Annotated in this window: 20 protein-coding genes; 17 read left to right on the top strand and 3 right to left on the bottom strand. The window is 55.9% G+C overall.

What is annotated here, in order from left to right; translation table 11 throughout:
- Positions 1–133 precede the first annotated feature (133 nt).
- The 6 genes from pyrF (at position 134) to KJZ99_06520 (ending at position 4,201) form a co-directional block, all read left to right on the top strand.
- Entirely contained in the window at positions 134–934 is an 801-nt protein-coding gene (gene pyrF, locus KJZ99_06545; GenBank protein MCL4305554.1) for an orotidine-5'-phosphate decarboxylase, read from the top strand.
- A 42-nt stretch (positions 935–976) separates the two neighbouring features.
- On the top strand, positions 977–1,573 hold the full coding sequence (locus KJZ99_06540) for an RDD family protein (protein ID MCL4305553.1): 597 nt from the start codon (positions 977–979) through the stop codon (positions 1,571–1,573).
- On the top strand, positions 1,570–2,130 hold the full coding sequence (pyrE, locus tag KJZ99_06535; GenBank protein MCL4305552.1) for an orotate phosphoribosyltransferase: 561 nt from the start codon (positions 1,570–1,572) through the stop codon (positions 2,128–2,130). The genes KJZ99_06540 and pyrE overlap by 4 nt, the downstream gene beginning before the upstream one ends.
- Before the next feature lie 19 nt (positions 2,131–2,149).
- A complete protein-coding gene (locus tag KJZ99_06530; GenBank protein ID MCL4305551.1) occupies positions 2,150–2,656 on the top strand; it encodes an RDD family protein in 507 nt (168 codons plus the stop codon).
- Positions 2,657–2,668: 12 nt separating this feature from the next.
- Positions 2,669–3,430 (top strand): MBL fold metallo-hydrolase, encoded by a 762-nt coding sequence (locus KJZ99_06525; GenBank protein MCL4305550.1) that lies wholly within the window; start codon positions 2,669–2,671, stop codon positions 3,428–3,430.
- Positions 3,431–3,508: 78 nt separating this feature from the next.
- Positions 3,509–4,201 carry a peptidylprolyl isomerase gene (locus KJZ99_06520; protein MCL4305549.1) on the top strand — a complete coding sequence of 231 codons (693 nt, stop codon included), beginning with the start codon at positions 3,509–3,511 and terminating at the stop codon, positions 4,199–4,201.
- Between the two features lie 76 nt (positions 4,202–4,277).
- Here the strand turns inward: KJZ99_06520 and KJZ99_06515 are convergent, their stop codons facing one another.
- Positions 4,278–4,685, bottom strand: a complete 408-nt coding sequence (locus KJZ99_06515; GenBank protein ID MCL4305548.1) for a hypothetical protein — start codon at positions 4,683–4,685, stop codon at positions 4,278–4,280.
- A 28-nt stretch (positions 4,686–4,713) separates the two neighbouring features.
- Between KJZ99_06515 and KJZ99_06510 the strand changes: the two genes are divergently transcribed.
- From KJZ99_06510 to KJZ99_06500, 3 genes are all read left to right on the top strand, one after another.
- Positions 4,714–5,787, top strand: a complete 1,074-nt coding sequence (locus KJZ99_06510; protein MCL4305547.1) for a hypothetical protein — start codon at positions 4,714–4,716, stop codon at positions 5,785–5,787.
- Entirely contained in the window at positions 5,777–6,097 is a 321-nt protein-coding gene (locus KJZ99_06505) for an MGMT family protein (protein MCL4305546.1), read from the top strand. The genes KJZ99_06510 and KJZ99_06505 overlap by 11 nt, the downstream gene beginning before the upstream one ends.
- A 305-nt stretch (positions 6,098–6,402) precedes the next feature.
- On the top strand, positions 6,403–8,493 hold the full coding sequence (locus tag KJZ99_06500) for a lamin tail domain-containing protein (GenBank protein ID MCL4305545.1): 2,091 nt from the start codon (positions 6,403–6,405) through the stop codon (positions 8,491–8,493).
- A gap of 51 nt (positions 8,494–8,544) precedes the next feature.
- Here the strand turns inward: KJZ99_06500 and KJZ99_06495 are convergent, their stop codons facing one another.
- Positions 8,545–9,216: a hypothetical protein gene (locus tag KJZ99_06495; GenBank protein ID MCL4305544.1), complete on the bottom strand. Its 672-nt coding sequence runs from the start codon at positions 9,214–9,216 to the stop codon at positions 8,545–8,547.
- A gap of 199 nt (positions 9,217–9,415) precedes the next feature.
- Between KJZ99_06495 and KJZ99_06490 the strand changes: the two genes are divergently transcribed.
- From KJZ99_06490 to KJZ99_06480, 3 genes are all read left to right on the top strand, one after another.
- Positions 9,416–12,760, top strand: coding sequence for a hypothetical protein (locus KJZ99_06490; GenBank protein ID MCL4305543.1), 3,345 nt, complete (start codon positions 9,416–9,418; stop codon positions 12,758–12,760).
- Positions 12,761–13,072: 312 nt separating this feature from the next.
- The gene (locus KJZ99_06485) at positions 13,073–14,530 is read left to right on the top strand and encodes a T9SS type A sorting domain-containing protein (protein ID MCL4305542.1); all 1,458 of its coding nucleotides are present in this window, start codon (positions 13,073–13,075) and stop codon (positions 14,528–14,530) included.
- Between the two features lie 273 nt (positions 14,531–14,803).
- The gene (locus KJZ99_06480) at positions 14,804–17,302 is read left to right on the top strand and encodes a hypothetical protein (GenBank protein MCL4305541.1); all 2,499 of its coding nucleotides are present in this window, start codon (positions 14,804–14,806) and stop codon (positions 17,300–17,302) included.
- Between the two features lie 49 nt (positions 17,303–17,351).
- On the opposite strand, the gene KJZ99_06475 is transcribed toward KJZ99_06480, so the two are convergent.
- Complete coding sequence (locus tag KJZ99_06475) at positions 17,352–18,641, bottom strand: hypothetical protein (protein ID MCL4305540.1); 1,290 nt, start codon at positions 18,639–18,641, stop codon at positions 17,352–17,354.
- A 158-nt stretch (positions 18,642–18,799) separates the two neighbouring features.
- Here KJZ99_06475 and KJZ99_06470 point away from each other — a divergent pair, with 158 nt between their 5' ends.
- The 5 genes from KJZ99_06470 to KJZ99_06450 all read left to right on the top strand — a co-directional run bounded on the left by KJZ99_06470 (position 18,800) and on the right by KJZ99_06450 (position 25,483).
- Positions 18,800–19,297 carry a hypothetical protein gene (locus KJZ99_06470; GenBank protein ID MCL4305539.1) on the top strand — a complete coding sequence of 166 codons (498 nt, stop codon included), beginning with the start codon at positions 18,800–18,802 and terminating at the stop codon, positions 19,295–19,297.
- A 6-nt stretch (positions 19,298–19,303) separates the two neighbouring features.
- Positions 19,304–20,875, top strand: coding sequence for a T9SS type A sorting domain-containing protein (locus KJZ99_06465; GenBank protein MCL4305538.1), 1,572 nt, complete (start codon positions 19,304–19,306; stop codon positions 20,873–20,875).
- A 93-nt stretch (positions 20,876–20,968) separates the two neighbouring features.
- On the top strand, positions 20,969–21,193 hold the full coding sequence (locus KJZ99_06460; protein MCL4305537.1) for a hypothetical protein: 225 nt from the start codon (positions 20,969–20,971) through the stop codon (positions 21,191–21,193).
- 71 nt (positions 21,194–21,264) lie between these two features.
- Positions 21,265–22,716, top strand: a complete 1,452-nt coding sequence (locus KJZ99_06455) for a T9SS type A sorting domain-containing protein (protein ID MCL4305536.1) — start codon at positions 21,265–21,267, stop codon at positions 22,714–22,716.
- A gap of 217 nt (positions 22,717–22,933) precedes the next feature.
- A complete protein-coding gene (locus KJZ99_06450) occupies positions 22,934–25,483 on the top strand; it encodes a hypothetical protein (protein ID MCL4305535.1) in 2,550 nt (849 codons plus the stop codon).
- The last annotated feature ends 9 nt before the right edge of the window (positions 25,484–25,492 follow it).

Here is a 25,492-nt window from a genome sequence, read left to right as displayed (position 1 = left end):
GGACACACCTTGCAAGGTAGTAAACACCCTGCGTAAATTCAACACCTGCCAATTACTTGCAGGTCATCAGGGTTGCACTTCAGGCAAGAAATCAGTATATTTTATGGATATTCCATAAAACCGAACCCCGCAAGTGTCTCCCTTCCTCTCTCGCCTTAAAGCCTCGATTGACCGTGCCGGTTCCCCGCTCTGTGTGGGGCTTGACCCCGACCCGGCTCAAATTCCGGCTAAATTCGGCTATGGAGCGGAGGCCGCCCAGAAGTTCCTCGAAGAGATTATCATTGCGCTGTGGGAGAAAGTTGCGGCCTTCAAGCCCAACACCGCCTTCTTTGAAGCCTACGGCTCCGGCGGTTGGCTGGCCCTTGAACGCCTCCGCATCGCCTGCCCGCAAGAAGTCCTTTTCCTCATTGATGCCAAGCGCGGCGATATTGAACACACCAATGAAGCCTACGCGCGGGCGCTCTTCGACGTGCTTGGAGCGGACGCGGTTACCGTCCAGCCCTATCTCGGGATGGCAGCCCTCGAACCCTTCTGGAGGCACAAGGCCAAAGGCGTGTTCGTGCTCTGCGCAACTTCCAACGCGAGCGCGTCTCTAATTCAAGGACTGAGCATCGGTGAACGCACCCTCTATCAGGAAATTGCGCAGCAGGTCAAAGCCGCGAATCAGAACGGTAATATGGGGCTGGTCGTCGGCACCACCAAACCCGACGCGCTGGACAGTGTGCTGAAAATCGCTCCCGAACTTCCCCTGCTTCTCCCGGGAAGCGGCGCGCAGGGAGGAAGCCTTGAGGTTCTAAACAAAGTCCGCGAGCACAACGGCGCCGCCCTGCTTAACGTCTCCCGCTCAGTGCTCTATGCGTCGCGCGGCGACGATTGTATCGAGGCCGCAGTCAAGGAAGTTGACAAACTGCGAGCCGCCGCCAGCGCCGCTTAGCCACAAAAAGTAATTTCGCCACCTTTCTACGGAGGCAAGAAAATGTTCTGTTGGAAATGCGGTCAACCCAATGACGACGACGCTCTATTTTGCAGTCAGTGCGGCGTCCCCCTGAAACCCTCCACACCCGCAACCTCGCCCTCTGCGGCCACCGTCGGTACGCGCAGGTTTGCGGGCTTCTGGCTGCGCTTTGTTGCCCACATGATTGACCAGCTCGTCATCTCAATGGTCAGCGTCGTGCTCTTTCTCATCGGGCTGGTATTCAGTGTCGGAGGTCTCGCCGCCATGCCGGATCTCGATGACCCCGACCCCGCCGTCCTGGCCGGACTTGTCGGCGGCTGGGTGATTATCACCATCATCCTCGTCGTGGCGCAGTGGCTGTATTATGCTCTCATGGAAAGCTCGTCGCAACAGGCCACGCTCGGTAAACTTGCCTTGAGTCTGCGCGTGACCGACCTGCAGGGAGAGCAAATCTCTTTCGCCCGCGCGACCGGACGTCACTTCGGCAAAATTCTTTCAGGCATGCTTCTGATGATTGGCTACATTATGGCAGGCTTCACCCAAAACAAACAGGCGCTTCACGATCTGCTCGCCGGCACCTTAGTCGTCAGAGGCCGATCCAACGAATATTCGATATGAACAAAGACATCGCTTTACAACTGTTGCGCAACTGCGGGGCCTTTCTCGAAGGACATTTTCTGCTCTCCAGCGGCCGTCACAGCGACGTCTATATCGAAAAATTCCGCCTGCTTGAACGACCGGAACTGACTGAGCAGTTTGCCCGTGCGATGGTCGAGCAATTCCGCATCGCCACACCCAATCTCGTTGTCGGACCCTTGACCGGTGGCGTGCTCGTCGCACACGAAGTCGCCAAAGCGCTCGGTGTGCCGCTGGCTTTCCCCGAGCGCGTTGACGGAAAAATGGAGTGGCGGCGCGGATTCAAAATTGTCCCCGGGCAACGCGTTCTGCTCTGCGAAGACGTGCTCACCACCGGACTCTCCATAGGTGAAGTCAAGGAAGCTGTCGAACGCGAAGAAGGTATCGTCGTCGGCATTGCGGCGCTCATCCAGCGCGGCGAAACCACGCTGTCTCCGTCTCCCTGCGCGGTCGTCAGACTTACGCTCGATTCCTGGGAACCCGCCGACTGTCCCCTCTGCAGCAAGGGTGTGCCTCTTGCCAAGCGGGGAAGCCGCTAAACTCCAGAAGGAGTCCTACATGTTCTGTCCGAACTGCTCGAGAGAGAATCCTGACGGCGCCAAATTCTGCACCAGCTGCGGCAGAGAGATTATTACTCCGCAAACTCAGGCAACTGCGTCCGGATCCCTCAACGTCATGCCTGTGCAGTATGCCGGCTTCTGGCGGCGCGTCATCGCCGTTGCCATTGACAGCATTCTGCTCGCCATCGTCAGCGTGCCGTTCTCGTGGGATATCGACCCCTTTGATTTCACCTTCAGCAATGCGCTCGGCCTGATTGTCCCTTGGCTCTATTTCACCCTGCTGGAGAGTTCATATCGTCAAGCCACCGTCGGCAAAATGATTATCGGCATCGTCGTCACCGATGAACAGCTGCGCCGCATCAGCTTCGCCCGCGCTACGGGCCGCTACTTTGGGAAGTATCTTTCGGCGGTTATTCTGGGTATCGGATTCCTGATGGCCGCTTTCACTCAAAAGAAACAAGGTCTGCACGACATCCTCGCCGACACGATAGTCGTGCAAAAGTAACCTATCTTAGATTTGCAAGTCATCGTCCTCGCTTCCGGCTCCAAAGCCAACGCCCTGCTCCTGCGTGACAACGGCACACGGATTCTCGTCGATGCCGGTCTCGGCATTCGCGGCTTGCTCGCCGCGCTGCAGCACGCCGGAGAATACCCGCAGAACATCAACGCGGTCTTTCTCACGCACGAGCATAGCGACCACACACGCGGATTGGACGGTCTGCTGAAGAAAGTTTCGATTCCCGTGTACGCGACGGCCGGAACGCTTGCCGCAATCTCCCCGGGCTTCATGCGCAAACAAAAAGCCTTCCCGATGAACGGCGTCGCCGTCGACGTCGGCCCGTTCACCGTCCGCGCGCTCGATATCTCGCATGACGCTGCCGAACCCGTCGCTTACCAGATTCACTGCGGACAGGAGATGGTGACCGTCGCGACCGACCTCGGCGAAGTTTCGCCCAAGCTGCACGAAGCCTTCTGCGAGTCTACGGTCGCCGTTATCGAAAGCAATCACGACGAAGAACTGCTCCGCACCGGCTCGTATCCTGAAGTTCTGAAACAGCGCATCGCATCCAGCACCGGACATCTGTCCAACCGCCAGACCGCCGATGTGCTCTGTGATTGCCGGAATAATTCTCTGAAGCACGTCGTGCTCGCTCACCTGTCCGAGGAAAACAATCATCCCGACCTCGCCCGTGACAGCGCACGCACGGCGCTCGACAATCCCGAAATTGCCGTGCATCTCACGGCGCAAAGAACCTTCGGACCTCTGCTGACGCTGTAATCGAAAGCGTGACGTGAAGGTCTATCGCGCGCGTAATACCAAAACTCATTTTTCAAGATAACCCCCAAAGGAGTGCCCATGAAAGCTTTTTGGATTCTGCTGACCTGCGCAGGCCTCGTCTTGGCCGGATGCGGCAAGGCGGAAAAGGCGGACGACAAAGCCGCCGCCAAGCAGGAAGAGAAAAAGACCGAAGTCAAGAACGAACAGGAGCAAGCGAAACCAGTGTCTAATAATACACCCAAACTCGAAAAGTGGCCTGCCGATTATCCGGTGGACGGAGATAGCGTCGCCGTTGTGGAAATTGAGCAGGAGGGTGGTGCCATCAAGGGAACCATCGTCGTCGAGTTTTATCCTGACAAAGCACCTAATCATGTGCGAAACTTCAAATACCTCGCGAACAATAAGTTCTACGACGGCACCATCTTCCATCGTGTCATTAAGAACTTCATGATTCAGGGCGGCGACCCCACCGGCACCGGAACAGGTGGCCCGGGCTGGACGGTCAACGCGGAATTCAATGACCGCAAGCACGAACCCGGCACGCTCTCGATGGCCCGCACGCCCGACCCCAACAGCGCAGGCTCACAGTTCTTTATCTGCCACGTGGCCACTCCGCATCTGGACAACCAGTATACCGTTTTCGGCAAGACCATCAAGGGTATGGACATCATCAACAAGATTGCTGAAACTCCAGTTCAAGGTTCCACGCCGACGTCCAAAGTCGTGATGAAGTCCGTCCGTATCGTCCCGCGCTCGCAAGCTGGCGTCTAAGCTTCACTCTCTTCGCTCACGTAAACAGCCGCCCACTCAGGCGGCTGTTTGCTGTCATACAGTCCTGATATGGCCGCTAAGATTGCACGGCCGTGTTTTCGGATTTCTCTACGTGCTGCGGGACCTGATGTGTCTTGAGAAACTGCAAAACGTCCCGCACCCATCGCACAAAACATTGCGCGCTGCACGGCTCCAGGTTCGTCGGATTCAGACAATGACCCGCACACTCGTCGGTCAACAGCTTCAGCGCATAATAATCCGGTCCGGTTTTCCAATGTGCGAATTCCGCCGCCGGAATAGACAGTGTCGTCTGACAGTTCGGACACTCGTGCGTGAGCATGAACAGACCGTCCTCGGCCCGCTCAAAGCACACCTGATAGCCGTCAACCCGCAAGCTCAAGTCGGCCACCAGGTCTTCCAGTGTGTTCCATTCGTATGCGCACTTTGTGCAGACCTTGTAGGGTTGCCTTTGCCCGGTTTCCATGCTACTCCGTTTCGTGTTAGATGCAGTCATGCCGCCGCTGCAAGAAACACGCCGCGCTGAACCGCTCCGCGAAGTTGACTTGTCTTCTGCTAAAACATGCCGTTTGCTTTTTCGACCCGCAGTTTGCATATTAATTCGTGTCTTGCCGTTTGTGCCGCGCGCGCTGTCGCTCATTCGCAGTCTCTACTTCAAATTCATTATCTCCGTGATTCCCGACCTGCCACCTTCGTTTCAGGAACTCTACAAACAGAGCGGCCCCATTCTGCGTTTCCGTATTCTGCGCGACGTGCTGGGCCGCGATGAATCGTGGATCGAAACCGCGAACGCCAAAGTTGCGGTTCTCAAACATCCGCGTGTTCAGCAACTCGCCGTGCAACAGCTCGAAAACGGCTCCTTTGGAAATAAGCTCGGCTCCACCGCCGCCGCCGTGCTCTGGCTGTGTGAAGCCGGCGCGGAAGACCATCCTGCCGTTGAACGTGTGCTTGACTTCGTCGTGCTGCCCACGCTCGCTCAGGAAGATGTCACGTGGGAGCTTTCCCCGCAGCAGCGTCCGCTCGTGCGCGATGTTTGTCTCCATCTGCTCGCACGTGCCACGCGCGGCACACATCTGCTGCTCGAAAGCTATCTCGAAATTATCAAGAACGAGTGGCAGCGCTGGCTGGCCGACCACAGTGCCGCTCCGCCCACAATCCCCGCCTATTCCGCGATGGTCTGGTGGCAGCCACCCGCTGAACAGCAGTTGGCCAAACGCGACTTGCTGTCCGCGCTCTTGAACGAAGTCGAACTGCAGCCGGAAGTTCTCCTGCCCGATGCGTCGCGGCTGTTGATTCCCGACAAGCAAACTTATCTTGCCGAACCTGTGCGCATGCTGCACGACCTCGAACTCGGCGCGCGCGCCGGAGTCGTCGGTAATGTCTCTCATCTGCAGTGGCTTTATGATGAACTGGAAGTCGCGCAGGACGCCGACGGCCTGTGGCACTTCACGCTCGAAGAAGCACCTGCTTACCTTTCGTGGTATTATCCGCTCGAAGAAAATGCTCAGGACCGCGAACTCACCGTCCGCGCGCTGATGATTTACAAACTTCTGAACTATGACGTCTGAGTCGCTCTACAAACGTATCTATGCCGTTGTCAAGCGCGTGCCGCGCGGCAAAGTCGCAAGCTACGGACAAATTGCGCGGATTGCCGGACTCGAGCGCCACGCCCGCATGGTCGGCTATGCCCTGCACGCGCTCAGCGAAGACGACGTCGAGAGTGTCCCCTGGCATCGAGTCATCAATGCACAGGGTTACATCTCGATTCGCAGTAATCCGCTCGCCGCAAAAATTCAGCGCAAACTCCTCGAACAGGAAGGCGTCGAATTCTCGAAAAACGACAAAGTCGATTTCAAAAGGTTCGGATGGAAGAAGTGACCCTCGGCCGCATTTCGTATTGTAGACAGACTTGTCTTTTTATCGGTCACGCCTCTCTTTTCGTTTAGTTCGTCTTGTATCGCCGTGGTCACATCGCAATATCAACCAGTTACAGAGGTCACTGCTATCCCAATTTTTTCTGTCGCCATGGAAATTCATTGACAATCCTTGAGCATTCGGATAGATTCTTTGCAAAGGCCAAGAATCTTGCAGCAAAGTCGATGATTTCTGTATAACACAGATAAGGCTGGCAAATGAAAAAGGGAACCAATATTTGCCTGGCATTCGCACTATGCCAAACTGTTATGGTTGCTATGGCACAGCCCGGGTCCGTTCTGATCAACGAGATCATGTACGATGATACGGCCACTACAGACATCGAATGGGTGGAACTCTTCAATACGACGCCCTTTCCGATTCCCATTGGCAATTGGGTTTTAACCGACGGTAACGTCTGGCCGCCGCCGTCTACGGAAGGAGCCATCCAGATACCCCCCGGCACAATTATCAGCGCGCACGGCTATCTCGTCATAAGCAAAACTGCTACGCCAGGCATTCCAAGCATCATCTGCGCGGAAATTGATGCTGCTTGGACGCTCAACAATAATGGGGACAACCTCGCGCTGTATGACGGAAATCTCCCTGCTTCCCTGCTTATAGACGGGTCTCTGACAGATAACTTCCCTGACTTGTCGGGTGCGAACCTCGGCAACTCTCTTGAAAAGTGCGATCAGTTTCAGCCGTGGACCAGCAACCCTTCCGCTTGGCACGAATCCACCTTTCCCTTCTCGCCAACAGGCCGTTTTCGCTTCTGTACACCCGGCATGCCAAACAGCCCCTGCGCTGCGCTTGGTCGTTGTTGTTACGGGGAGCTCGGCATTGACTGCGCAGACATCACAGAATTCAACTGCACGCAGTTAGGCGGCGCGTGGAGCGCGACTCTGAACTGCGCAGCAAATCCCTGCATTCCCTGCGTGTGCCCTAATCAGGAAACAGAACCGAACAACGCGCATTTCTCTGCGAATCCCTTGCCATTAGTAGGCAATGTGGCATGTATTCGGGGCACAATCGAAGACCCGAATGAACTGGACGTCTTCTCCTTTCATCTTGCTTTTCCTTCGCGGATTACGGCGGTTGTTCGCTCCAACGACGATCCTGGGACATGTGCCTATCAAGGCGGCCTCAACTCCGCGGTAGGTCTGCAAGTGGTTCGCAACAGTCAGGCATTCTTCCTGCAAGCGGCCTCTTCCGGACACATTGGCGATGATCCCCGACTCTTCTCCTCAATAGTTCTGGACCCGGGGGAGTATTTCATCGCGGTTGGCAGTGACTCCGGCTCGTCCACGGTGGGCCCGTGGGTCCTGGACTTGGAAGTGTATCAACTGATTGAACACCCGCCAATCGGTTTTGGCTTCGGTAATCTCACCATCCAGTCGCGCAAGGCGGCACAATCGCCCCCTCCCGCAGAGCCGGACAGCCTCATCTTCCGTTGGGATCCAGGTCCCCTCGCTGAGTCTTACACTCTCGAGCATACCCCTGACTTAAACGGCGTCTGGCAAAGCATTGCTTTTACTACTTCCAACTCCGTTACCTTGCCGTTTGATACCACCGGCGACGTGGGCTTCTTTCGTGTCATTGCAAATGCACCGCTTAACCGGCATAATCACATTCAAGACTACGTGGGATCGCTGCTCTATCCACCTGATGATACGCTCGGACAATATCCAATTCGCGTGGATAGTATCATGATGACCGCGTCGCCGGACAGTTTCCTGCAGATCGCCTATTTTGTCGGAGAGTTCACAGGTGCCATCGCGCCTGACTTCTCCTCTGTGACGGTGCGCTGGGATGACCGTCTCGACTTGTTCGCTGACGGATCGCGCAATGTCTTGTCGCTCGACGGGATGAAGATGAATATCGGAGGTGTCCCGCACATTATTGACTTTGCCCGCGTCTCCACACTTGGCACATATGCCTCGCTTGCGCCTTTGATTGCGCACCAGCCGCTTAATCCTTCCTATTGTGTCCTTGCGGGAGTCGCCGGTGGCTCCGGCTGCAAAGACCGCAAGGGCTGGAGGTGCGAACCCAAGAACAAAGACTATGGCAATGGCCGAGTTCCCGACTGTCCGCCTCCTTCCCCGCCCTTTGATCCCTCGCCAGAGTGTGCAGCCTCAGCTTGCGTGCAATCTGGAGAAAACTGTGTTTGTCAAGGTGCAGGAGGGGTCGGCTGCGATCTGCCCAATAGCGAACGCTGCTTTAAAGCACCGTTTCACAACCTGTGCACGCTTCACACAACCTGTCCAGCCGAAAGCGTCTGCCAGGAGTATCTCGTGCTTGGGGATGTGTCGCGGTTCTTCCGTTACCTGTTTGTGGATCACTGCGAGTGCGTTGAATAGGCATAACTGACTTCCTATTGCAGCGGGCCGGTCAACAGACCGGCCCTTTATTCACGATACCATCACTTCATACACCCTCCCGCGAAATCGCATCGTCATCCGCTTCTGCTTCACGCCGCGCCTGACGTTCTTCATCTCCGCCAGTATCCCCGTTCCCGGTTCGCTCCCGCGATAGACAAAGCTCCCTTCCAGCACGCGGTCCACTCCGTCATACCAGTAATGGCAAAGCCGCTTGCCGTATTGCACGCCCGGGTCGTGTTCGCAGTCGCGAATGTCGTGGCCACAGACCGAACAGGCAGGTTTTTCAAACGTGAATGCTATCGATGCTTCCGTGATAATCCCGCAGTCCAACAGCACACGGAAATCTTCGGCTCCGCTGTGCGCTTTCGGCCAATAAAAATTCGGCACGATGTAGCGGTGATTCAAATGAGATTCAAGCGTGCCGCCAAAAAACCGTGCGACTGCCGTCGAGTAACGGTTATGGCCAATTAAAGCCGGTGCGCCGTGTGTGAGCGCAAGCAGACGCGCTAAATCGCCTGTGCGAAAGCAGCCGAAGTGGCTGTCGATCGCATCTCCTGCTAAGCGGCAGCGGCGCACGTGAATATCTTCGGCTGATAACGGAACCAATGGTGGATTAATCAGTCCGTTAATTTCGTCGAGTTGTGCAGCAGGCTCTGGACTGCTTAAGAGGGAGATGGGGTGGGATCGGGATTGCAGGATCATGAGGTGGGACTCCAAAGTATGAATTTCAAGAGGTTAATGAGGAGGCTTTCTGGCCTGTTATTTTTATTCGGGTTGTTCAACGCTTGTGTTGTGGAATTTAATATCCTAATATGATGATGTTTCGGTTGTTCTCACTGTTGGCGCGTCGTTTCTTTGCAGGCGACGCGTTTGTTCGTCCACTTGGAAAGAGGGAGCAGATATGTACAGAACGAATGTGTTGCTATGTGTGCTTGTGCTTCTATGGTGCTGCAACTCGGCCGCCTTGGCCCAATTCCAATCCGTTTCGGCGCCGCTACCGCCCAGCTCGCAGTTCGCCGTGTCCGCGCCTGCCACAGTGACGCTGCCCGCGCTGGACAATCGCAGCTTCCTGCTGGAAGATGAAGTTAACTACGAACTCGCCCTTGAGCAGGAGCTTGTCCCGCCCGCACAGGTCGCCCGCCCGCAGGAAGTCAGTTTCAACCTGAATAATTCAGGCACGTGGGAAATCCTGCCCGACGGCTCGCGCATCTGGCGGCTGCGTATCGTGTCGCCTAATGCCACAGACCTCTGGCTGATCTACGACCAGTGGCGCATCGTCAAACCCTGCGAATTGTACTTGTATAACGACGACCGCTCGATGGTCTTCGGCCCCTATACCTACATTGACAATTGGGATGGTACCAACGTTACGCCGATAACTTCCGGTGAAGCCGTCACGCTTGAGTATTTCGTTCCCGCCGACCAGCAGGACATCGGCGAACTGTCCGTCATGCGTGTGCTGCATGGCTACCGCCACTTCTACGACCGCGAAGCCCGCGACCGTGATGCGCTGGATAACTTCGGAGACGCGATGGCCTGCCACATCAACGTCAACTGCTTCGCCTATATGCAGGAAGAAAAGCGCGCCGTCGCCATGATCATCGATCCGATGGGCGGAAGTTGTTCAGGAACGATGCTGAACAACACATTGCAGAACGGCGATCCGCTCTTTCTGACTGCCAACCACTGCCTGAACGGTAACCAGAATAACTGGCTCTTCTTCTTCAACTACGAAAGCCCCAACTGCTCACCGAACACAGACGGAAACACGTCGTTCGTCATTAGCAATGCGACGCTGCTGATGTCGCACGCGCCGACGGACCATGCTCTGCTGCGGTTATCGCGACCACGGCCTAACACCCCGTATATTCCCGCCTACATGGGCTGGTATCGTCCAGACATTGCGGCCTCAAGCTCCTATGGAATTCATCACCCGCGCGCCGACGTGAAGAAGGCGCATGAAGACTATCACCCAGCGACCAGCACCGATTGGAACGGTCAGGGGCCGAACACCCATTGGCAGACGATTCTCGACAATGGACAAATGGAACCGGGGTCGTCCGGCTCGCCGATGATTAACTCCGGCGGCTTCGTGGTCGGTCCGCTGCACGGCGGAAATTGGGATTGCGATCCCAACACCAACAATATCGCCAAATACGGCAAGCTCTCTGTCGCATGGGAAGGTGACGGAACTCAGAGCGGCCGCCTGCGCGATTGGCTTGATCCCAACAACAGCGGCGCAAACTTCGCCGGCTATTGGCAGCCGCAAGGTCCGCCCAATGATTCCTGCGGTCAACCCGGCTTCACGCACATCACCACGTTGCCGTTTTCCGCTTCGGGAAGCACGCTGTTCGCTTCGAACAACTTCAACACAGTCGCCTGCAACTACCCAAACAACTCGCCGGAAGTCATCTACACCTTGACACTGCCTTGCGACCATCAGGTCACGGTTTCGACGTGCGGTTCAAATTTCGACACCGAGCTGTTTGTCTTTCAGGGCAACTGCAATCAGTGGTTTACGACCGCCGGCTGTAACGACGACTTCTGCGGCACGCAAAGCCAGGTCACGTTCAACGCGCAGGGCGGCGTGCAATACGTCATCGTGCTCGAAGGCTACGCCACGGCGTGGGGCAACTTCGTGCTGAACGTCACCGGCGTTGCAGCGGGTGCGCAGGGCAACGCGCAGTGTCCGGGCTATCAAATCACCGAAGTCCCGTATTTCACCTACGGCGCGAACTACTGCGGCAACGACGACGTGAATCCCACTTGTCAACCCAATGACGGGCAGGATGTGCACTGGTATTGGGTGTCGCCCTACAATCAGGCCATGCGTGCCAAGACCTGCTTCATCAATTTCGACACGATTCTCGAAGTGCGCTACGGCGGAGCCTGTCCGGGTTCGTTCAGCGCGGGCTGCAACGACGACTATTTCTGCGGCAGCGATGCCTTGGCCAGCACGGTTGTCTTCAACGCTTCGGCCAACGCGACCTACTATATCCACATGGACGGCTACAACGGCGCGCAGGGAATGTCCTCGCTCGAATTGGAAGTCTACAACGACGACTGTTCGTCACCGATTATCGTCCCCAGTCTTCCGGCCAACTATTCGGGCGACACACGCCCGGCTCGCGACGACTTTGCGACCATCGTCGGTCCCAGTTCCAAGGAAGTCTTCTTCCAGTATACGTCGCCGGTCTGCCAGACGATTCAGGTTCACACCTGCGATAACAATCTGACGCTCTATGATACCGGACTTGAAGTGCGCACCGGAGGGCCCTGCCCGGGTTCTACTGTGGTGGCCTGGAACGATGACGCCTGCGGCAATAACGGCCTGAAAAGCTCCGTGCTGTTCAATGCCGAAGCCAACCGCACCTATTACATCATTGTCTGCGGTTACGGCACGAGTGAAGGACAGTTCATGGTGTATTTCTCCGGCGGCGCTCAGCAGGGCGCGCCCGCGGGCGATGTCTGCAACACCGCACTTCAAATTCCCTCGCTGCCCTTCAGCGATTTCGGTAATACCTGTTGTATGGTGAACAACTATCTGCCGTGTGTCGGTTCGACGTCGCGCGAAGTCGTGTATAACTACTACTCGACCTCCTGTCAGAACGTCACCGTGTCGCTCTGCGGTTCGGGCTATGACACCGGCCTCGGTATCTACGGCGGAACCTGTCCGAACATCGCCCCGCTGATTGTCTGCAATGACGATAACTATTGCGGCGGAAACTACACCCTGCAAAGCACCGCGAGTTTCATTGCCGAAGCGAATACCAACTATCAGATTCTCATACACGGCTTCGGCACGAACTGCGGAAACTATGCGCTCAATATGACTGGTGTTCCCTGCCCGCCTCCGGTGGTGGTTGCGCCCGAAAGCTTGACCATTCGCATCGAGCCGACTACCGACTCCGCCGAGCTGCGCTGGTCCGCCGTTCAGAACGCCAACACATATTACGTGTATCGTTCAATCGATCAGAACAACATCGTGAATCCCGCCAATCTGATTGCCACGGTGGGCGCGAACTTCTTCGACTGCTCCGGATGCATCAATGAACCTGCCGCACAGATGTTCTTTGCCGTGACCGCAGAGGCCGTGCTTGCGGTGGCCAGCGACCTTGCATCGCAGGACGAGGTTGAATTGGCCGTCCTGCAGCCCAAGGATGCTGCCGTGCAAGGCGCGATACTCGAGAATCCAGCGTTCCTGATGACCAACGAAATTGTTGAGCAAGCCGCTCCGAACAAGTAGACTTCACCAACTTTCATTATCGCTCTCAGACGGCCCTCTTTGTGAGGGCCGTCGCCATTTGGGTCAGTTGAATTAGTCAAGAGGCATAGATATATCATCTCTCAAGTCTGAACACCTGAAAGGTTGCTGATTGGCAACCTAAGCCGAAATCCTGTTTCAATTTACGAAAAGAACTGACCCTTTAAGTTATAATGAAATAGTAACATAGAGAGTTGACTTGCGCCTGAACGTGTCGTATATTGCTCAGCGCACGAAAATATGACAATTCACATCTAATTCTGGATAAAAAACTCTCTTGGGGAGCACGAACACATGAAGAAACTCCTGACACTTTTTTGCGGAATCTTTTTGCTCGCTGCGGTTGCGGGCGCACAGCCCGGCGATTGCACCATTGATCCCGGTGAATACCGGACTCAGACTCAAGGCGGCTGGGGAAACAATTGCAATGGCGGCAATCCCGGCTGTATTCGCGACGCCTGGTTTCCATCAGTATTTCCGGCAGGCCTGACGATTGGCGGCGGCTTCACTATTCACTTCACCAGTGCAAACGCTGTCCGCACCTTCTTGCCGGCAGGCAGCACGCCGGGCGTCCTGACGCAGAACTATACTGATCCCTCTTCCACGAGTGCAGGTGTGTTTGCGGGCCAGGTCACCGCGCTGTCAATCAGTGTGGGTTTTGGGCTTGCTGGTGTTCCGGGCTTTGGTGACTTCAGCTGGTTGGAAGTCGGCGCCGGACCGTTCACTGGTTACACCGTAGCCGAAATTCTCACGATGGCGAATGCCGTTTTAGGCGGTAACTTGGGTGCTCTGCCTCCGGGAAAGAGCGTCAGCGATCTGAACGAAGTCGTGGATAACATCAATCAGAACTTCGTGGACGGCACCACCAACCAGGGCGTGCTGGTCATTCCTCCGGATTGCGAAGTTACGCAGCCCTGCCCGCCGATGCCGCCAACGTGGGTGGAAATCGGTTCCACGTTCTGTCTCGAGTATTGCGGCACGCCCATCGAAGTCTACTGGTGCTGCCCGCTGGACGGACAGCCGGTCTTCGTCCTGGATCATTGCCCGGGCGCTTTGATGCCCGCCGGTTTGACATGGGTGGCAAGCTATGACTCCACGGGCCTCGAATGTCAGGCTCCGGGCGGCTACTGGCACGCCATCTTTGAAGCCGAAGAAGACGGTTGTTTCTGCGTCTTCTTCGAGCGTCAGCTCGCCGTCGAGATGTTGAGCTTCACGGCCGGTGCGACCAACGGCGCGATTCAGCTCGCGTGGGCAACCGCCACTGAAAACGGCAACGACCACTTCGAAATCTTCCGCAACGGTTCGCAGGTTGCTGAGATTGCCGGTGCCGGAGTCAGCGAGACGCGCACGAACTATTCGTGGACCGATCGCGACGTGATTGCCGGAGTCACCTACAGCTACGAGCTGTTCACCGAAGACCTCAACGGGATCCGCCGCAGTCACGGTACGCGCACGGTCGAAGCGGGTCTGAACAACAGCGCGCTCATCACGGAATACGCGCTCCATCAGAACTATCCGAATCCGTTCAACCCGAGCACGAGCATTCAGTTTGACGTGCCCGAAGCCGCGCAGGTGACCTTGAGCATTTCCAATGCCCTCGGCGCAACCGTTGCGACGCTCGTGAATGGCCGCGTGGAAGCTGGTTCGCACACTGTGCAGTTTGACGCCGCCGGTCTGCCGACGGGTATCTACTTCTACGTGTTGCGCAGCGGTTCCTTCAGCTCTACGCAGAAGATGCTGTTGCTGAAGTAACGCCACTCGTTCCTCGTCTGTTCAGCGGCTCGATGCTCTAAGCGTCGAGCCGCTTTGTTTTCTATGGCAATAGAAACTAACCCGATAATAGGCGACCTGCCGAGAGTTTATTTGTATCGCCTGATTCTATTGACGCACGCATTCTAACATATTATATTGTTTAATGAGTCAATTCATGGATGGGTTTGCAAAATTGAGTCGGGACCGCACGTTCCTTGTGGACGCGCGGTTTTCATTTGCCACACGTTGAATAGGATAACCTGAGGACACGACATGCGAAAGACACTTACACTTCTGATGATACTTGCGGCCTGTTCTCTGGCGACAGCGGAACAGTTGCGACCGCCCCTGCGAGCGCAGAAAGACGGCGCACAGGCACTCGTCCCGCAGCAAACTGAAGAGACCCGGCAGGAGCGCCCGCGCAACCCGCTCGATCAAGGCGGCGAGGATTGCTGGGATGCCACTTTGATTAGTTCGCTCCCTTTCTGCGATACCGGTTCGACGAGCTTCTACAGCGACGACTATTTCGAAGAGTGCACGGCGACGTTTGAGTCACCGGACGTCGTCTATCTCTATTCGCCTCCGTTCGATCAGGTTGTCTCGATTTCCCTGCTCGGCTCGTCCTACAACACGCAGTTGACGCTCTACGAAACCGATTCCGGCTGCGATGGCTATTGGTACTACGAGTGCAGTGACGACTTCTCGGGCAACCAAAGCTGCATTGAAGGCGTTACCTTGTACAGCGGCTACACGTATATCATCGTGGTGGACGGAGTAGACGGAGAGAGCGGGGATTACCTGCTGAATGTCGTTCACGGTTACAATTGCTTGAGCACCGATTGCGGCGGCAGCGGCAGCGGTGAAACCTGCGATGACCCGCTCACAATTTCTGCATTGCCGTACTGCGACACCCGCAACACCTTGAGCTATCAGGACGATTACTTCCCCGATTGCAACAGCTTTGCCTGCGGCGAGCGCGACGTGGTTTATGAGTATGTGCCGACGGCCAACCGCTTCCTCGGAATCTCAGTGACCTCGACGGAGTTTCAGCCGCACGTTGAAGTCTGGGAGTCGTGGACCGATTGCGAGGGCCGCTACCTGCATGCCTGTGCGACCGTCCACGAATTCGGCAACAGCTGCATCACCGGAGTGAACGTCAATGTCGGCTTCCGTTACTACATTCTGGTGGACGGCCATGAGTGCGGCGGCAACGGAACCTACACGCTGAATGTCTATGAAGGCGGCGGCTGTTTCTACCCGCCGTGCGAAGGCGGCGGAGGCAGCGGCGAAACCTGCGAAGACGCGATTGATATCCTCTCCCTGCCCTACACCTATTCCGCATCGACGGCCGGCTACGCCGACAATTACAACTTCTGCGGCTATGAAACGGGTGCGCCGGATATCGTCTTTTCCTACACGCCGACTCACACACACCTCGCAGACATTCTTACCTGCGGCGGCACGCAGTTCGAATCCAATCTCTACATCTTCCGCGACGGCAACCCGTGGCCGTTTGTGAACTGCAGCAGCCGGCCCTGCTATACATTCTACAACGGGTTCTATTGGAATGCCGCGTTATATTGCGTCGAATTTGAAGTCGGACATACTTACTGCATCGTCTTGGACGGCGCGTGGGCCAATTCTTTCGGGCCGTTCCTGCTGGAAATGTACGAAACCGTGGTCGAAGCCTGCGACATCAATCAAATATGTGCTGCGCCAAACGTGGAAACCGAACCGAATAACTCGTGCGGACAGTTCGACGTGCGCACACTGACCGGCGGTGACACACTGGCCGGTAACATCTGTGAACCGGGCGATGCGGACTACTTTCTTGTGACCGTGCCTGAAGATGTGTGGCATGTCGCATGGGTGAATGCCGGACCGGAGTGCTCGCCGGGTGCCTTTGACTTGGGGAATACTTTCGTCTATCCGGACGGCTGTGCAGAAACCAGCCCCTGCGCCGGCTGCGGATGGATTATCGGCTGCGGACCGGAGACGCAAGGTATTCGTGTGGGCGGATTGGGCGACTGTTACACCGGTCCCTATCAAATTGTCATCGATGTGCAGCCTGCTCCCACAGACGACTGCGATCCGATCGCTTGTCAGACCGCCCCGCCGATTGAGTGCAACGTGCCGACACTCGTCAACACCTGTGATGGCTGTCAGTCGCCGCTTTGCCGGACGTATCGCGACGGCTGCGCCGGAGACCGAGGCTACACCGGCCCTCAGAAGTTCTTTGAATTGGTCGTGCCGGCTGCTGCTGACTACACAGTTACAGCGGCGGCTGTGGACACGACGAGCGACGTGCAGTTCTCAATCTTCACCGACTGTGTTCTGCCGCGCACGACCTGTGTGTTCTCGCAGGACCAGAACTACTGGCTGCAGAATCCCACCGGACCGCGCTGGACGGAGACCGGCAGTGTCGCCCTTGATCCGGGAACCTACTATCTGCATGTGTCGCTGGCCAACAGTGCGTGCGGTGACGTGAATCTGCTGGTCGAGTGCGAGGCAACCCAGCCGTGCTTGCCGCCTGACAGTGTGACCATCAGATGGACGACCGCAAGCACCGCAGAAATTCGCTTTGTCTCCGACGGCGGGACGTACGAAATCTACAGCACGACTGTTTCCAACAACGACGGTGATCCGCGCGGCGGAGATCCGCAATGGTCTTTGCGCCACACGGCCAACTTCCCCGCGGGACAGGCGCTGTGGACGGACAGCAATGTCGCGGACGGATACCGCAACTACGTCGTCTTGAAAGCCTGTCCGTAAGGTGTGTTGAACTCAGCGGAAAGGCGTCGCGCAAGCGGCGCCTTTTCTTTTATTCCGCAGCATACGCGCGCGAATAACCCAACTCGCGCGCGCCGTCGTCCTTCGAGATATAGCCGCGCTTGACCTTCTTGTCAATCGTGTCAAACTCGATATTGCGGGCCTGCATTCTGGAGAGTTGAAACGGGTCCTGATTCGGCGCGAAGACGTGCTCGCATGCGCAGAGATTGCCCTGCATGCGCAGCTCCGTGTTGCGCAGGAAATTCCCCAGGCTTTTGCCGAGATGCTGCACCGAATCCACAATCTGCATCAGTAGATTGAATTGCGCTTCAACCCAGTTCTTGGTTGTGCCGTGCGAACGGCCCACGACCCACGGATAAAGTCTGAGTCCTGTGATCACGTCTTCAATCACCTGCTCGCGATTCAGCCGCCATGTGAAGTTGCGGTGTGTGTCGCCGCCGATGAGCGTAATCTCGACGTCGTCCCACGTGAAAACATTGTCGTCGGGAGCGAGTTTGCGAAACTGTGCGACGGTATCGTCAAAGTAGCGGTTGGCACGCGCCTGATATTCACGGTCCGTTTCATGCGGAAAGGTCTTCGGCGGCGAGACTTTAATCTGCAGCCGCGGCGTGCCGGCCATGCGCGCGCTTCTGGCCATATCCGAGAGCATCGCTTCCTGAATCTGCGCGACAAACGGAATGGAGGCGAGCGGTTCGATGCCGCGCGGATTGGTGATATCCGTGCCGAGCGATGCGTAGAAGAAGCGCTGCGGATTCAGATACGTGCGCCGGCCCGTTTCATCTTCGAGATATGCCTTCCATCGCCCGTCGCGTTCCCATTGAATCAGGTCGGCGTCAATCGTGTGAAAGTAGTCTATCCCCTTGCCGTCGGGCAATGGAATCAGTTCACCGCAGAATCTTCCGGTGGTGAACAGTTCGAGAAAAAACTGCTCCGTCAGGTGTGCCATGCCGTCCCGCCGGACGAGCGGGTTTTCGAGAAGGCGTTTGTCAAGTGCGGAGAGAATTGCGTCGGCTCGACGCTTCTCGCGCTCGCTGCCGGACAGAGAGTAGCTCTGCGGCGTCGCGCACAGATGCACCCACGCCCAGACGGCGGAGGAGATGATAGGCACGTGGTCGCGCAGGTAGCGATAAAACTCGCTGCGATTGGTGCCGGTCCAGATGAATTCGTTGCCGTCGAGCGTCGCGCTGAACAGATTGCCCGTCACGCTGCGCGGCGGAGCAATCGCGTCGTTGGCAATCACGACGGGTTGTGTGTTGGTGGCGCGCTGCGTGCTGACGCGCGCGGGAAGGTCTTGTGTTTTCTTGCGAAGGAAGGAGAACATAGTGGGGTCTTTCTGAGGGTTGGAGTGGAGTCATTGACAATCGAGGAATTTGGAGTTAACTTTGAAGAGAGAACTTCTCTTCGTTGAGCGGGGATGTGGGGACGGCAGGCGCGCCGTAGCGGTTCTCCGATGGAATCCGAAGCATCAAGGAGTCTGGCATGCGTAGATTATTCATTGCCCTGCTCGCCCTTCCCGCGCTTCTTTGGGCACAAGGCGAATCACCGGAAAGCTGCATACAATGTGTATGCGTCGCTGACGGAAGTTGTTCGTTTCAAGAGGGGACATGCGACGGGACAACAACTCTGGATTGCAACGCGGTGAATTTTACGGCATCGTGTTCGGCGAACTACCATTTGCGAGCGGTACTAACCTGCGCAAATGGCACGGAGAATTGCAAATTCTGTTTCGCATGCGTGCAGCTCTACGATGATGGCACGCTGATTGGGAGCACGCACACATCCTGCCAGTCCGATGATTGTGTGCAAATCGACCCAACCGCCTACGCGCTCGTCGTTGGTCACACGTACACGCTTCTAACCTGTTTGCGCGCATGCGGAGCGGAGGACGAGTATTGCGAGAATTGTCTGTGCACTGCTCGCGGATATGCGTACATCAACTGGAACGATTGCAATACGATGCCTGCCTGCAACCCGTAGCCCGTTATGAAACGGCTTTTGATTTTTTTCTTTGCAACCGTCTGCCACGGGGCGGTCCTGCGGGTACCGTCCGAATTTGCGACGATTCAAGCTGCACTTGACGCGACAAACGCGAACGATACGGTGTTGGTGAGCCTCGGCGTCTATGCGGAAGCCCTCACCGGGCCGTCACGGCCCTTTGTGCTGATGGGTGAAGTAGGACAGGATTCCGGTGACGTTGCTCTTCCAATTATTGATCCTTCAACTCTTCCCAATTCACGCTCGGCAAGATGCCTTGCAGTCGTGTCCAATCAAATCGGCACGGTCATTGAGAACATCTCGTTTCGCAATGGTCCGCAAATGTTTCCTCGCCTGCAACAGGGGATGACAGGAGGGTTGGAGAATTTTACAGTTGGATTGGTAGTTCGAAACTGTGTTTTTGATTCAGTCTACATCGGCGTCAAGTCAGGTGTCAAGACGATTTTGGAAAACTGCCGTTTCATAGATGGCGTATACGCTTGCATTGATTTGGATCAGGCTGAGCTGATTGCGCGAAACTGTATCATTCGCGGAAGAGGCGGCGGCTGGGCATTGATTGAGGCGGGGAGCGAAACTCTGCTTGAAGATTGCACGGTTTCCGATAACGGACTTGGGAATACGATCTACTTTGTAAACGCACACAACGTCACTCTGCGCGGCTGCGTGTTCGAACAGATTAGAAGAAGAACAACCTCCTATCTGTACATTCGCGGTCAATCGTGCGTGATTGAAAATTGCGTCTTTCGCGACAACGAAGCGACCAACTCTATTCTGGGACTGGAATGTCCCTGTGATTCGCCCGCTGTCATACGCGGCTGCACCTTCGAAAGCAACTACACACCCGAAGATTGGAACTTCTTTCAAGGGAAGTGCGTGGCCTATATTTACTCTGAAGGAGGATCGCCCGATTGCCCGGGTGTCCTGCTTGAGCATAACACTTTTCGGGATGGACAGATTGAGAATGGAATCCTCGCGGTGCAGATGCAAGGCCCTTCACTCTTTTCCAACAATCGTGTGACAGAAATGATTGGCCGAACGCGATCGGTTATCGAAGTTCATGAGAGTGCGGGCATCTTTCGCGACAATTTGTTTTACGGAAACCAGCGCGTTCTGGATGGCTACGGTATTGGCTGGGCAGACGCAATCCTGAATTGGTGGGGTGACTTGACCGGCCCCTTTCATCCTGTGAACAATCCACTCGGTCGTGGCGATGAAGTCGGCGGAAACGTGACCTTCGTCCCGTGGCACACGGACACGTTGTTCTTGAGCGATGCCGTGGAACTGAGAATTGAAACTCCGACCGAGTACGTTTTGAACGTCTATCCGAACCCGTTCAACAACACGACGAATATCTCGTTTGATGTGCTGCGCGAAATGACAGGACGTTTGGTCGTGTATGACGCGCTGGGACGTGCCGTGCAGACGTTGTTTGACGGAAAGCTTTCTGCGGGAACGCATCTGAAACAGTTTGACGGCGGCGGGCTTTCCAGCGGTGTCTACTTCGTCAAGTTGGAATCTTCGGAACGCAATGCCGTGCAGAAGGCTGTGCTGCTGAAGTAAAGCGGAATAGATCTCTTGCACTCGGCGGCTTGGGTTATAGACCCTGGCCGTTCTTTTATTGCGCGACCATCCCAGAAATTTACGGAGTGTGAAATGGTGCACGAACTCAATCTTCAACGTCCCAAGGGTGTGCCCAAGGATGACCCTATCGGTTATCCTCTTGGTGCCGGACTCTACGTCGACAGGTTGCCTGCTGGCGGCGCGCTGGGTGCTGACGCGCGCGGGAAGGTCTTGGGTGCGTTTGCGAAGAAAAGAGAACATAGTGAGGATAGGGGTTGGAGTGAAAGGGAATTTGAGTTTGTTTGGGAAATGGCTTGACTTTCGGAAGGGCAATCCCGAAATTCAATAGTGGAGTGTTTTGTCCGATTCACCATTGGGGAGGTTTCGAAATGAAAACATTGCTCTGGACTATCGCACTGACCGGCTGGAGTTGCTGCTGCTGGGCGCAGCCTCCGGACAGCCTGTGGAGCCGCATGTACGGCGGGACGGGAGTAGATTACTGCAATGCGGTCAAGCAGACGGGTGACGGCGGTTTCATCCTGGCGGGCAGGACACATTTCAGCGCGAATGACGTGGATGCGTGGCTCGTCAAAACGGATGTCAACGGAAACGCTCAATGGACACGGATGCTGGGCGGCTCGATGACCGAGGTTGCCTGGGATGTGGTCACTCGCTCGCAGGGCGGCTATGCCATGGTCGGTGAAACGCACTCGTTCGGCGCAGGCAATGACGACGTGTATTTCGCCACCTATTCAGCGGAAGGAGTTCCGCAGAATATCAGCTACTGGGGCGGCAGCATGAACGACAACGGCTATTCGCTTGAGCAGACTTCCGACGGAGGGTTTGTCATCGGCGGCATGACGAACTCATTTGGCGGCGGTGCGTCCGATATGTGGCTGGTCAAGTGTGATGCGTCCGGTGCGCTGCAATGGGCTCAGGATTACGGCGGATCCGGATACGATATATGCTATGCTATCACGCAGACTCCCGACGGCGGCTACGCCTTGGCAGGGTACACGTCATCGTTTGGTGCAGGTTCGGTTGACGCATGGCTGGTCAGAACGAACTCCACTGGTCAAGTGTTGTGGAGTCGTACCTATGGCTACGCTGGCGAAGATGTCGCCTATGATATGATCAAAACGTCTGATGGTGGCTTCGCGCTGGCCGGGTATACACAAAATGACGGTGACGGTGAGCGCGACATGTATGTCGTCAAGACGGATGGCAACGGCACGGTGCAGTGGATTCAGAGCTTCGGTGGTCAGTACGATGACATCTGCTACTCCATTCGACAAACCTCTGATGGCGGCTACGTGATTGCCGGGAAGTCGGACTCGTACGGCTGGGGCGGAAGCGACCTCTGGATTATGCGACTCTCTTCAACAGGAAACTCGCTGTGGAACCGTACGTTCGGCGGCTCCAACTCGGAGGTCGGCGAATCCGTTGCTGTGACTTCAGACGGCGGCTTTGTGATAGGCGGCAGAACGATGTCCTTCGGAGCGGTGGACTGGGATATGTGGCTGGTCAGAACGGGGCCGGACCCCGCGCTGGATGTGAACAGTTTCACTCCACTCGCGCGGGAATTTTCCCTGCACCCCATCTACCCGAACCCGTTCAACAACACCACGAATATCTCGTTTGACTTGCCGCGCGATGTCACCGGCAGATTAGTTGTGTATGACGCACTGGGCAGGCAGACAGCGACACTCTTCGAAGGGTCATTTGCGGCGGGGAATCATCGGATGCAATGGAATGCCGACCGCTTGGCCACCGGAACGTATTTCGTCCGGCTCGAAACGCCCTCCCATAGTGTTGCTCAGAAAGCGGTGCTGCTGAAGTAACGATTCGTTTTGCGTTGTTTCCATCTGAGAGTAGCTGTCAAAGCTACTCTCTTTTGTTTTGGTGAACGGAGCACAACATAGCTTTCTATAGATGAAGTTGACGGACTATTTTGCACGATGAATGCACGCCGCTCTTTATCATATCACATCGTGCATAAGTATTGAATCTCAAGAGAGTCTGCGGTATATTCCGTCAATCCACCTCAAGGAGAAGGCCATGAAAAAGCTCTTGATTGCTTGTTTTCTGCTGGCCTGCACGGTTTCCTTGTTTGCCGCAGCGCAGAGCAGCGGAGGGTTGAAGGAACTCTCCGGTTGGACTGATGCCAAAGATGAAATTGCTCGACTCGAAACTTTGATCGCGGCCACGAAAGAGGCCGGATTCCCCGCCGACCCGGCGTGGACGGCCCGAATTCGCGAACTGCTGCCGTTGGTCAAAGGTCACCCCGGGAATGCCTCGTATCCCCCGCCCGAAGCGAAACCGAATGACGGTTTTGGCGACGGCGCCGTGATACTTCCCGAATCACTATCACCGCTCGAGGCGCAGATTCGACGGCTCGAGTTTGAAATCACCGGCGGGTTAGGCAATAGTGAGCCTGACCCGTCTTTATTTGCCGACCTGAAAGAACAGCTGAACGGACTCTACGCCCAGCGTGAAATCAACAGACTCCGCAATCCGCTCGACCAGGGCAATGATGCCTGTCCCGCGACGGTTGTCTCCGGCATCCCGTATTACGACAACGGCACCACAACCGGACGTGTCAACAATTACAATCCAATCACTCCGTGCAACCCGACGAATGCACCGGACGTCATCTATCAATTCACTCCGCAGTTTACGTATCAATATGTGATATCTCTGCAGGGATCGTCATACGACACCTATCTCTATGTGAATACAGGCGGAGCCTGCCCGGGCACGACTCAGGTCGGCTGCAACGACGATTACGGCAACCTGCAGTCTTATCTGCAGCTCCAGTTGAACGCCAACCAGACCTACTACATCATTATCGACGGCTATTCAACAAACGCGGGAGCCTACACACTGGCGATTTACGACATCTGCACAATCACTTGTGAAGCATCCGATTTGTTAGAATGTCCCGAAACACTGAATGACTCGACCCATGCGTATCTGGATTGCAACGGCGCGTGCAACAACATCACTCACGGGGGAACTGCGACATGGCAGGACATCCTTCCGTTTCAAACGGTGTGCGGCCGCGCATTCACCTACCTCGGACCATCGGGTTCGCAATCTCGAGATACCGACATATACCGCTTCACACTGACCGAGGCCTGTTCGCTTCGTATTCGTTTGACGGCCGAGTTCGTCAGCAAGTTGTTCGTTTTGACCTCCAGCTGCCCGTGGTCGCCGCTCTACGATCCTCCGGCTTCCATGTATGCTTGCTCAACTTCGACTTACTATACACAGTGCTTTCAGCCGGGCGATTATGCTCTGTGGGTCGGTCCGTACGTGTTCACGGGAATCGAAGACTTCCGCGAATACCGCGTCAGGATGGAGTTGATTCCCTGCAGCGGTTGTGGCATTGACGTGGGCGTGCAAGCCCCGGCGTCCGTGAGCAGCACAACCTGCGGCTCGGTGAACAACTGCTCGCTGCGGCCGTCGGAAGATATGACCATCGCCGTTGCCATCCCTTGGGCGGGGGATTGGACGTTCTCACTCTGTAGCCCAAACAATGTCTGGGACAGCTATATCTATCTGACCAGTTCCTGCTGCAGTGGAGTGATTGCAAGCAACGACGACGGCTGCGGCGGTGTCGGCCTGTCCGTCATTAACTGTCTTTCTTTGAATCGCGGTGTCTACTATCTGACTGTCGAAGGGTATAGCTCAACCTATTGCGGACCGTTCACTCTGACGGTGACGGAGTGCTTTGGATCCTGCTGCTATGGAGATCCAGTCGATCCGATCTGCGAGTATACATCGTCGACTGTTTGCGCCGACTATGGAGGTGTCTTCACCTTGTTTGAACCGTGCTCCACGGGAGCCTGCTATACGCGCCCGAATTGCGATGGTCAAACCGAGTTCGGTCAACTGCCGTTTCTTCCCGACGAAGCGGGCAACGGATATCGGTCACACATCGACTACGGTTACATGCAATACGACAACTACGCAACCGATGGTCCAATCGGCTCAATCCGCTTCTGGGGTTTCCCTGTGTCCTGCAACGGGTATGCGGAGAATTTCCAAGTTCAATTTACGTCAGGTTCAAACACACAGACTTACAACGTGAGTTCCACGGGAACCCAACTGCCGCTCACATACTTCGGGGTGTATCCGCTATCTGAGTATACGGCAACCATCAGTCCGCCGTGCTTTCTGGCTTCCGGGATTGTCAGCGTTGCCAAGGTCGGCGACCCAAGTTGCACTTGGTACTGGTGCACGTCTCCGTTCGGTGACGGAGTATGGCCGGGTGGGGTTCAGTTTGATTTCGCCTTCTGTCTGGGTTCGCCCTGCTTCGCTCCGGATAGTGTCACCATTAAGTGGATAGGCACAAACCTGTTTCAATTTGACTGGTGGATGCCGCAGACTTCCTATGTCTATGTGTATTCGACATTGACACCGGAAGCAGTCTTCCCGACGGGTTATGACCTGTTTGCGTCAGGAGCACTATCTGCCGGACACTTCACGTGGAACAGTGTCAACATTCCTGACCCGAACCGAATCTTCATTCTGGTGAACGACTGCACATATTCCAGTTTGAGCGGTGTGCCTACTGGGTTGACTTTGGTCAAGCAGACCGAGTAGTTTATTATC

This window comes from bacterium, assembly GCA_023382385.1.
Taxonomy (GTDB): domain Bacteria; phylum Electryoneota; class RPQS01; order RPQS01; family RPQS01; genus JABWCQ01.
This window is presented reverse-complemented; position numbering and strand designations above follow the sequence as displayed.

Bases quoted from the DNA above. Each gene is read 5' to 3' on its own strand.
- KJZ99_06540 (MCL4305553.1), top strand. From the start codon at position 977: ATGTTCTGTTGGAAATGCGGTCAACCCAATGACGACGACGCTCTATTT.
- pyrE (MCL4305552.1), top strand. From the start codon at position 1,570: ATGAACAAAGACATCGCTTTACAACTGTTGCGCAACTGCGGGGCCTTT.
- KJZ99_06530 (MCL4305551.1), top strand. From the start codon at position 2,150: ATGTTCTGTCCGAACTGCTCGAGAGAGAATCCTGACGGCGCCAAATTC.
- KJZ99_06520 (MCL4305549.1), top strand. From the start codon at position 3,509: ATGAAAGCTTTTTGGATTCTGCTGACCTGCGCAGGCCTCGTCTTGGCC.
- KJZ99_06515 (MCL4305548.1), bottom strand. From the start codon at position 4,685: ATGGAAACCGGGCAAAGGCAACCCTACAAGGTCTGCACAAAGTGCGCA.
- KJZ99_06510 (MCL4305547.1), top strand. From the start codon at position 4,714: ATGCCGCCGCTGCAAGAAACACGCCGCGCTGAACCGCTCCGCGAAGTT.
- KJZ99_06505 (MCL4305546.1), top strand. From the start codon at position 5,777: ATGACGTCTGAGTCGCTCTACAAACGTATCTATGCCGTTGTCAAGCGC.
- KJZ99_06500 (MCL4305545.1), top strand. From the start codon at position 6,403: ATGGTTGCTATGGCACAGCCCGGGTCCGTTCTGATCAACGAGATCATG.
- KJZ99_06495 (MCL4305544.1), bottom strand. From the start codon at position 9,216: ATGATCCTGCAATCCCGATCCCACCCCATCTCCCTCTTAAGCAGTCCA.
- KJZ99_06490 (MCL4305543.1), top strand. From the start codon at position 9,416: ATGTACAGAACGAATGTGTTGCTATGTGTGCTTGTGCTTCTATGGTGC.
- KJZ99_06485 (MCL4305542.1), top strand. From the start codon at position 13,073: ATGAAGAAACTCCTGACACTTTTTTGCGGAATCTTTTTGCTCGCTGCG.
- KJZ99_06480 (MCL4305541.1), top strand. From the start codon at position 14,804: ATGCGAAAGACACTTACACTTCTGATGATACTTGCGGCCTGTTCTCTG.
- KJZ99_06475 (MCL4305540.1), bottom strand. From the start codon at position 18,641: ATGTTCTCCTTCCTTCGCAAGAAAACACAAGACCTTCCCGCGCGCGTC.
- KJZ99_06470 (MCL4305539.1), top strand. From the start codon at position 18,800: ATGCGTAGATTATTCATTGCCCTGCTCGCCCTTCCCGCGCTTCTTTGG.
- KJZ99_06465 (MCL4305538.1), top strand. From the start codon at position 19,304: ATGAAACGGCTTTTGATTTTTTTCTTTGCAACCGTCTGCCACGGGGCG.
- KJZ99_06460 (MCL4305537.1), top strand. From the start codon at position 20,969: ATGGTGCACGAACTCAATCTTCAACGTCCCAAGGGTGTGCCCAAGGAT.
- KJZ99_06455 (MCL4305536.1), top strand. From the start codon at position 21,265: ATGAAAACATTGCTCTGGACTATCGCACTGACCGGCTGGAGTTGCTGC.
- KJZ99_06450 (MCL4305535.1), top strand. From the start codon at position 22,934: ATGAAAAAGCTCTTGATTGCTTGTTTTCTGCTGGCCTGCACGGTTTCC.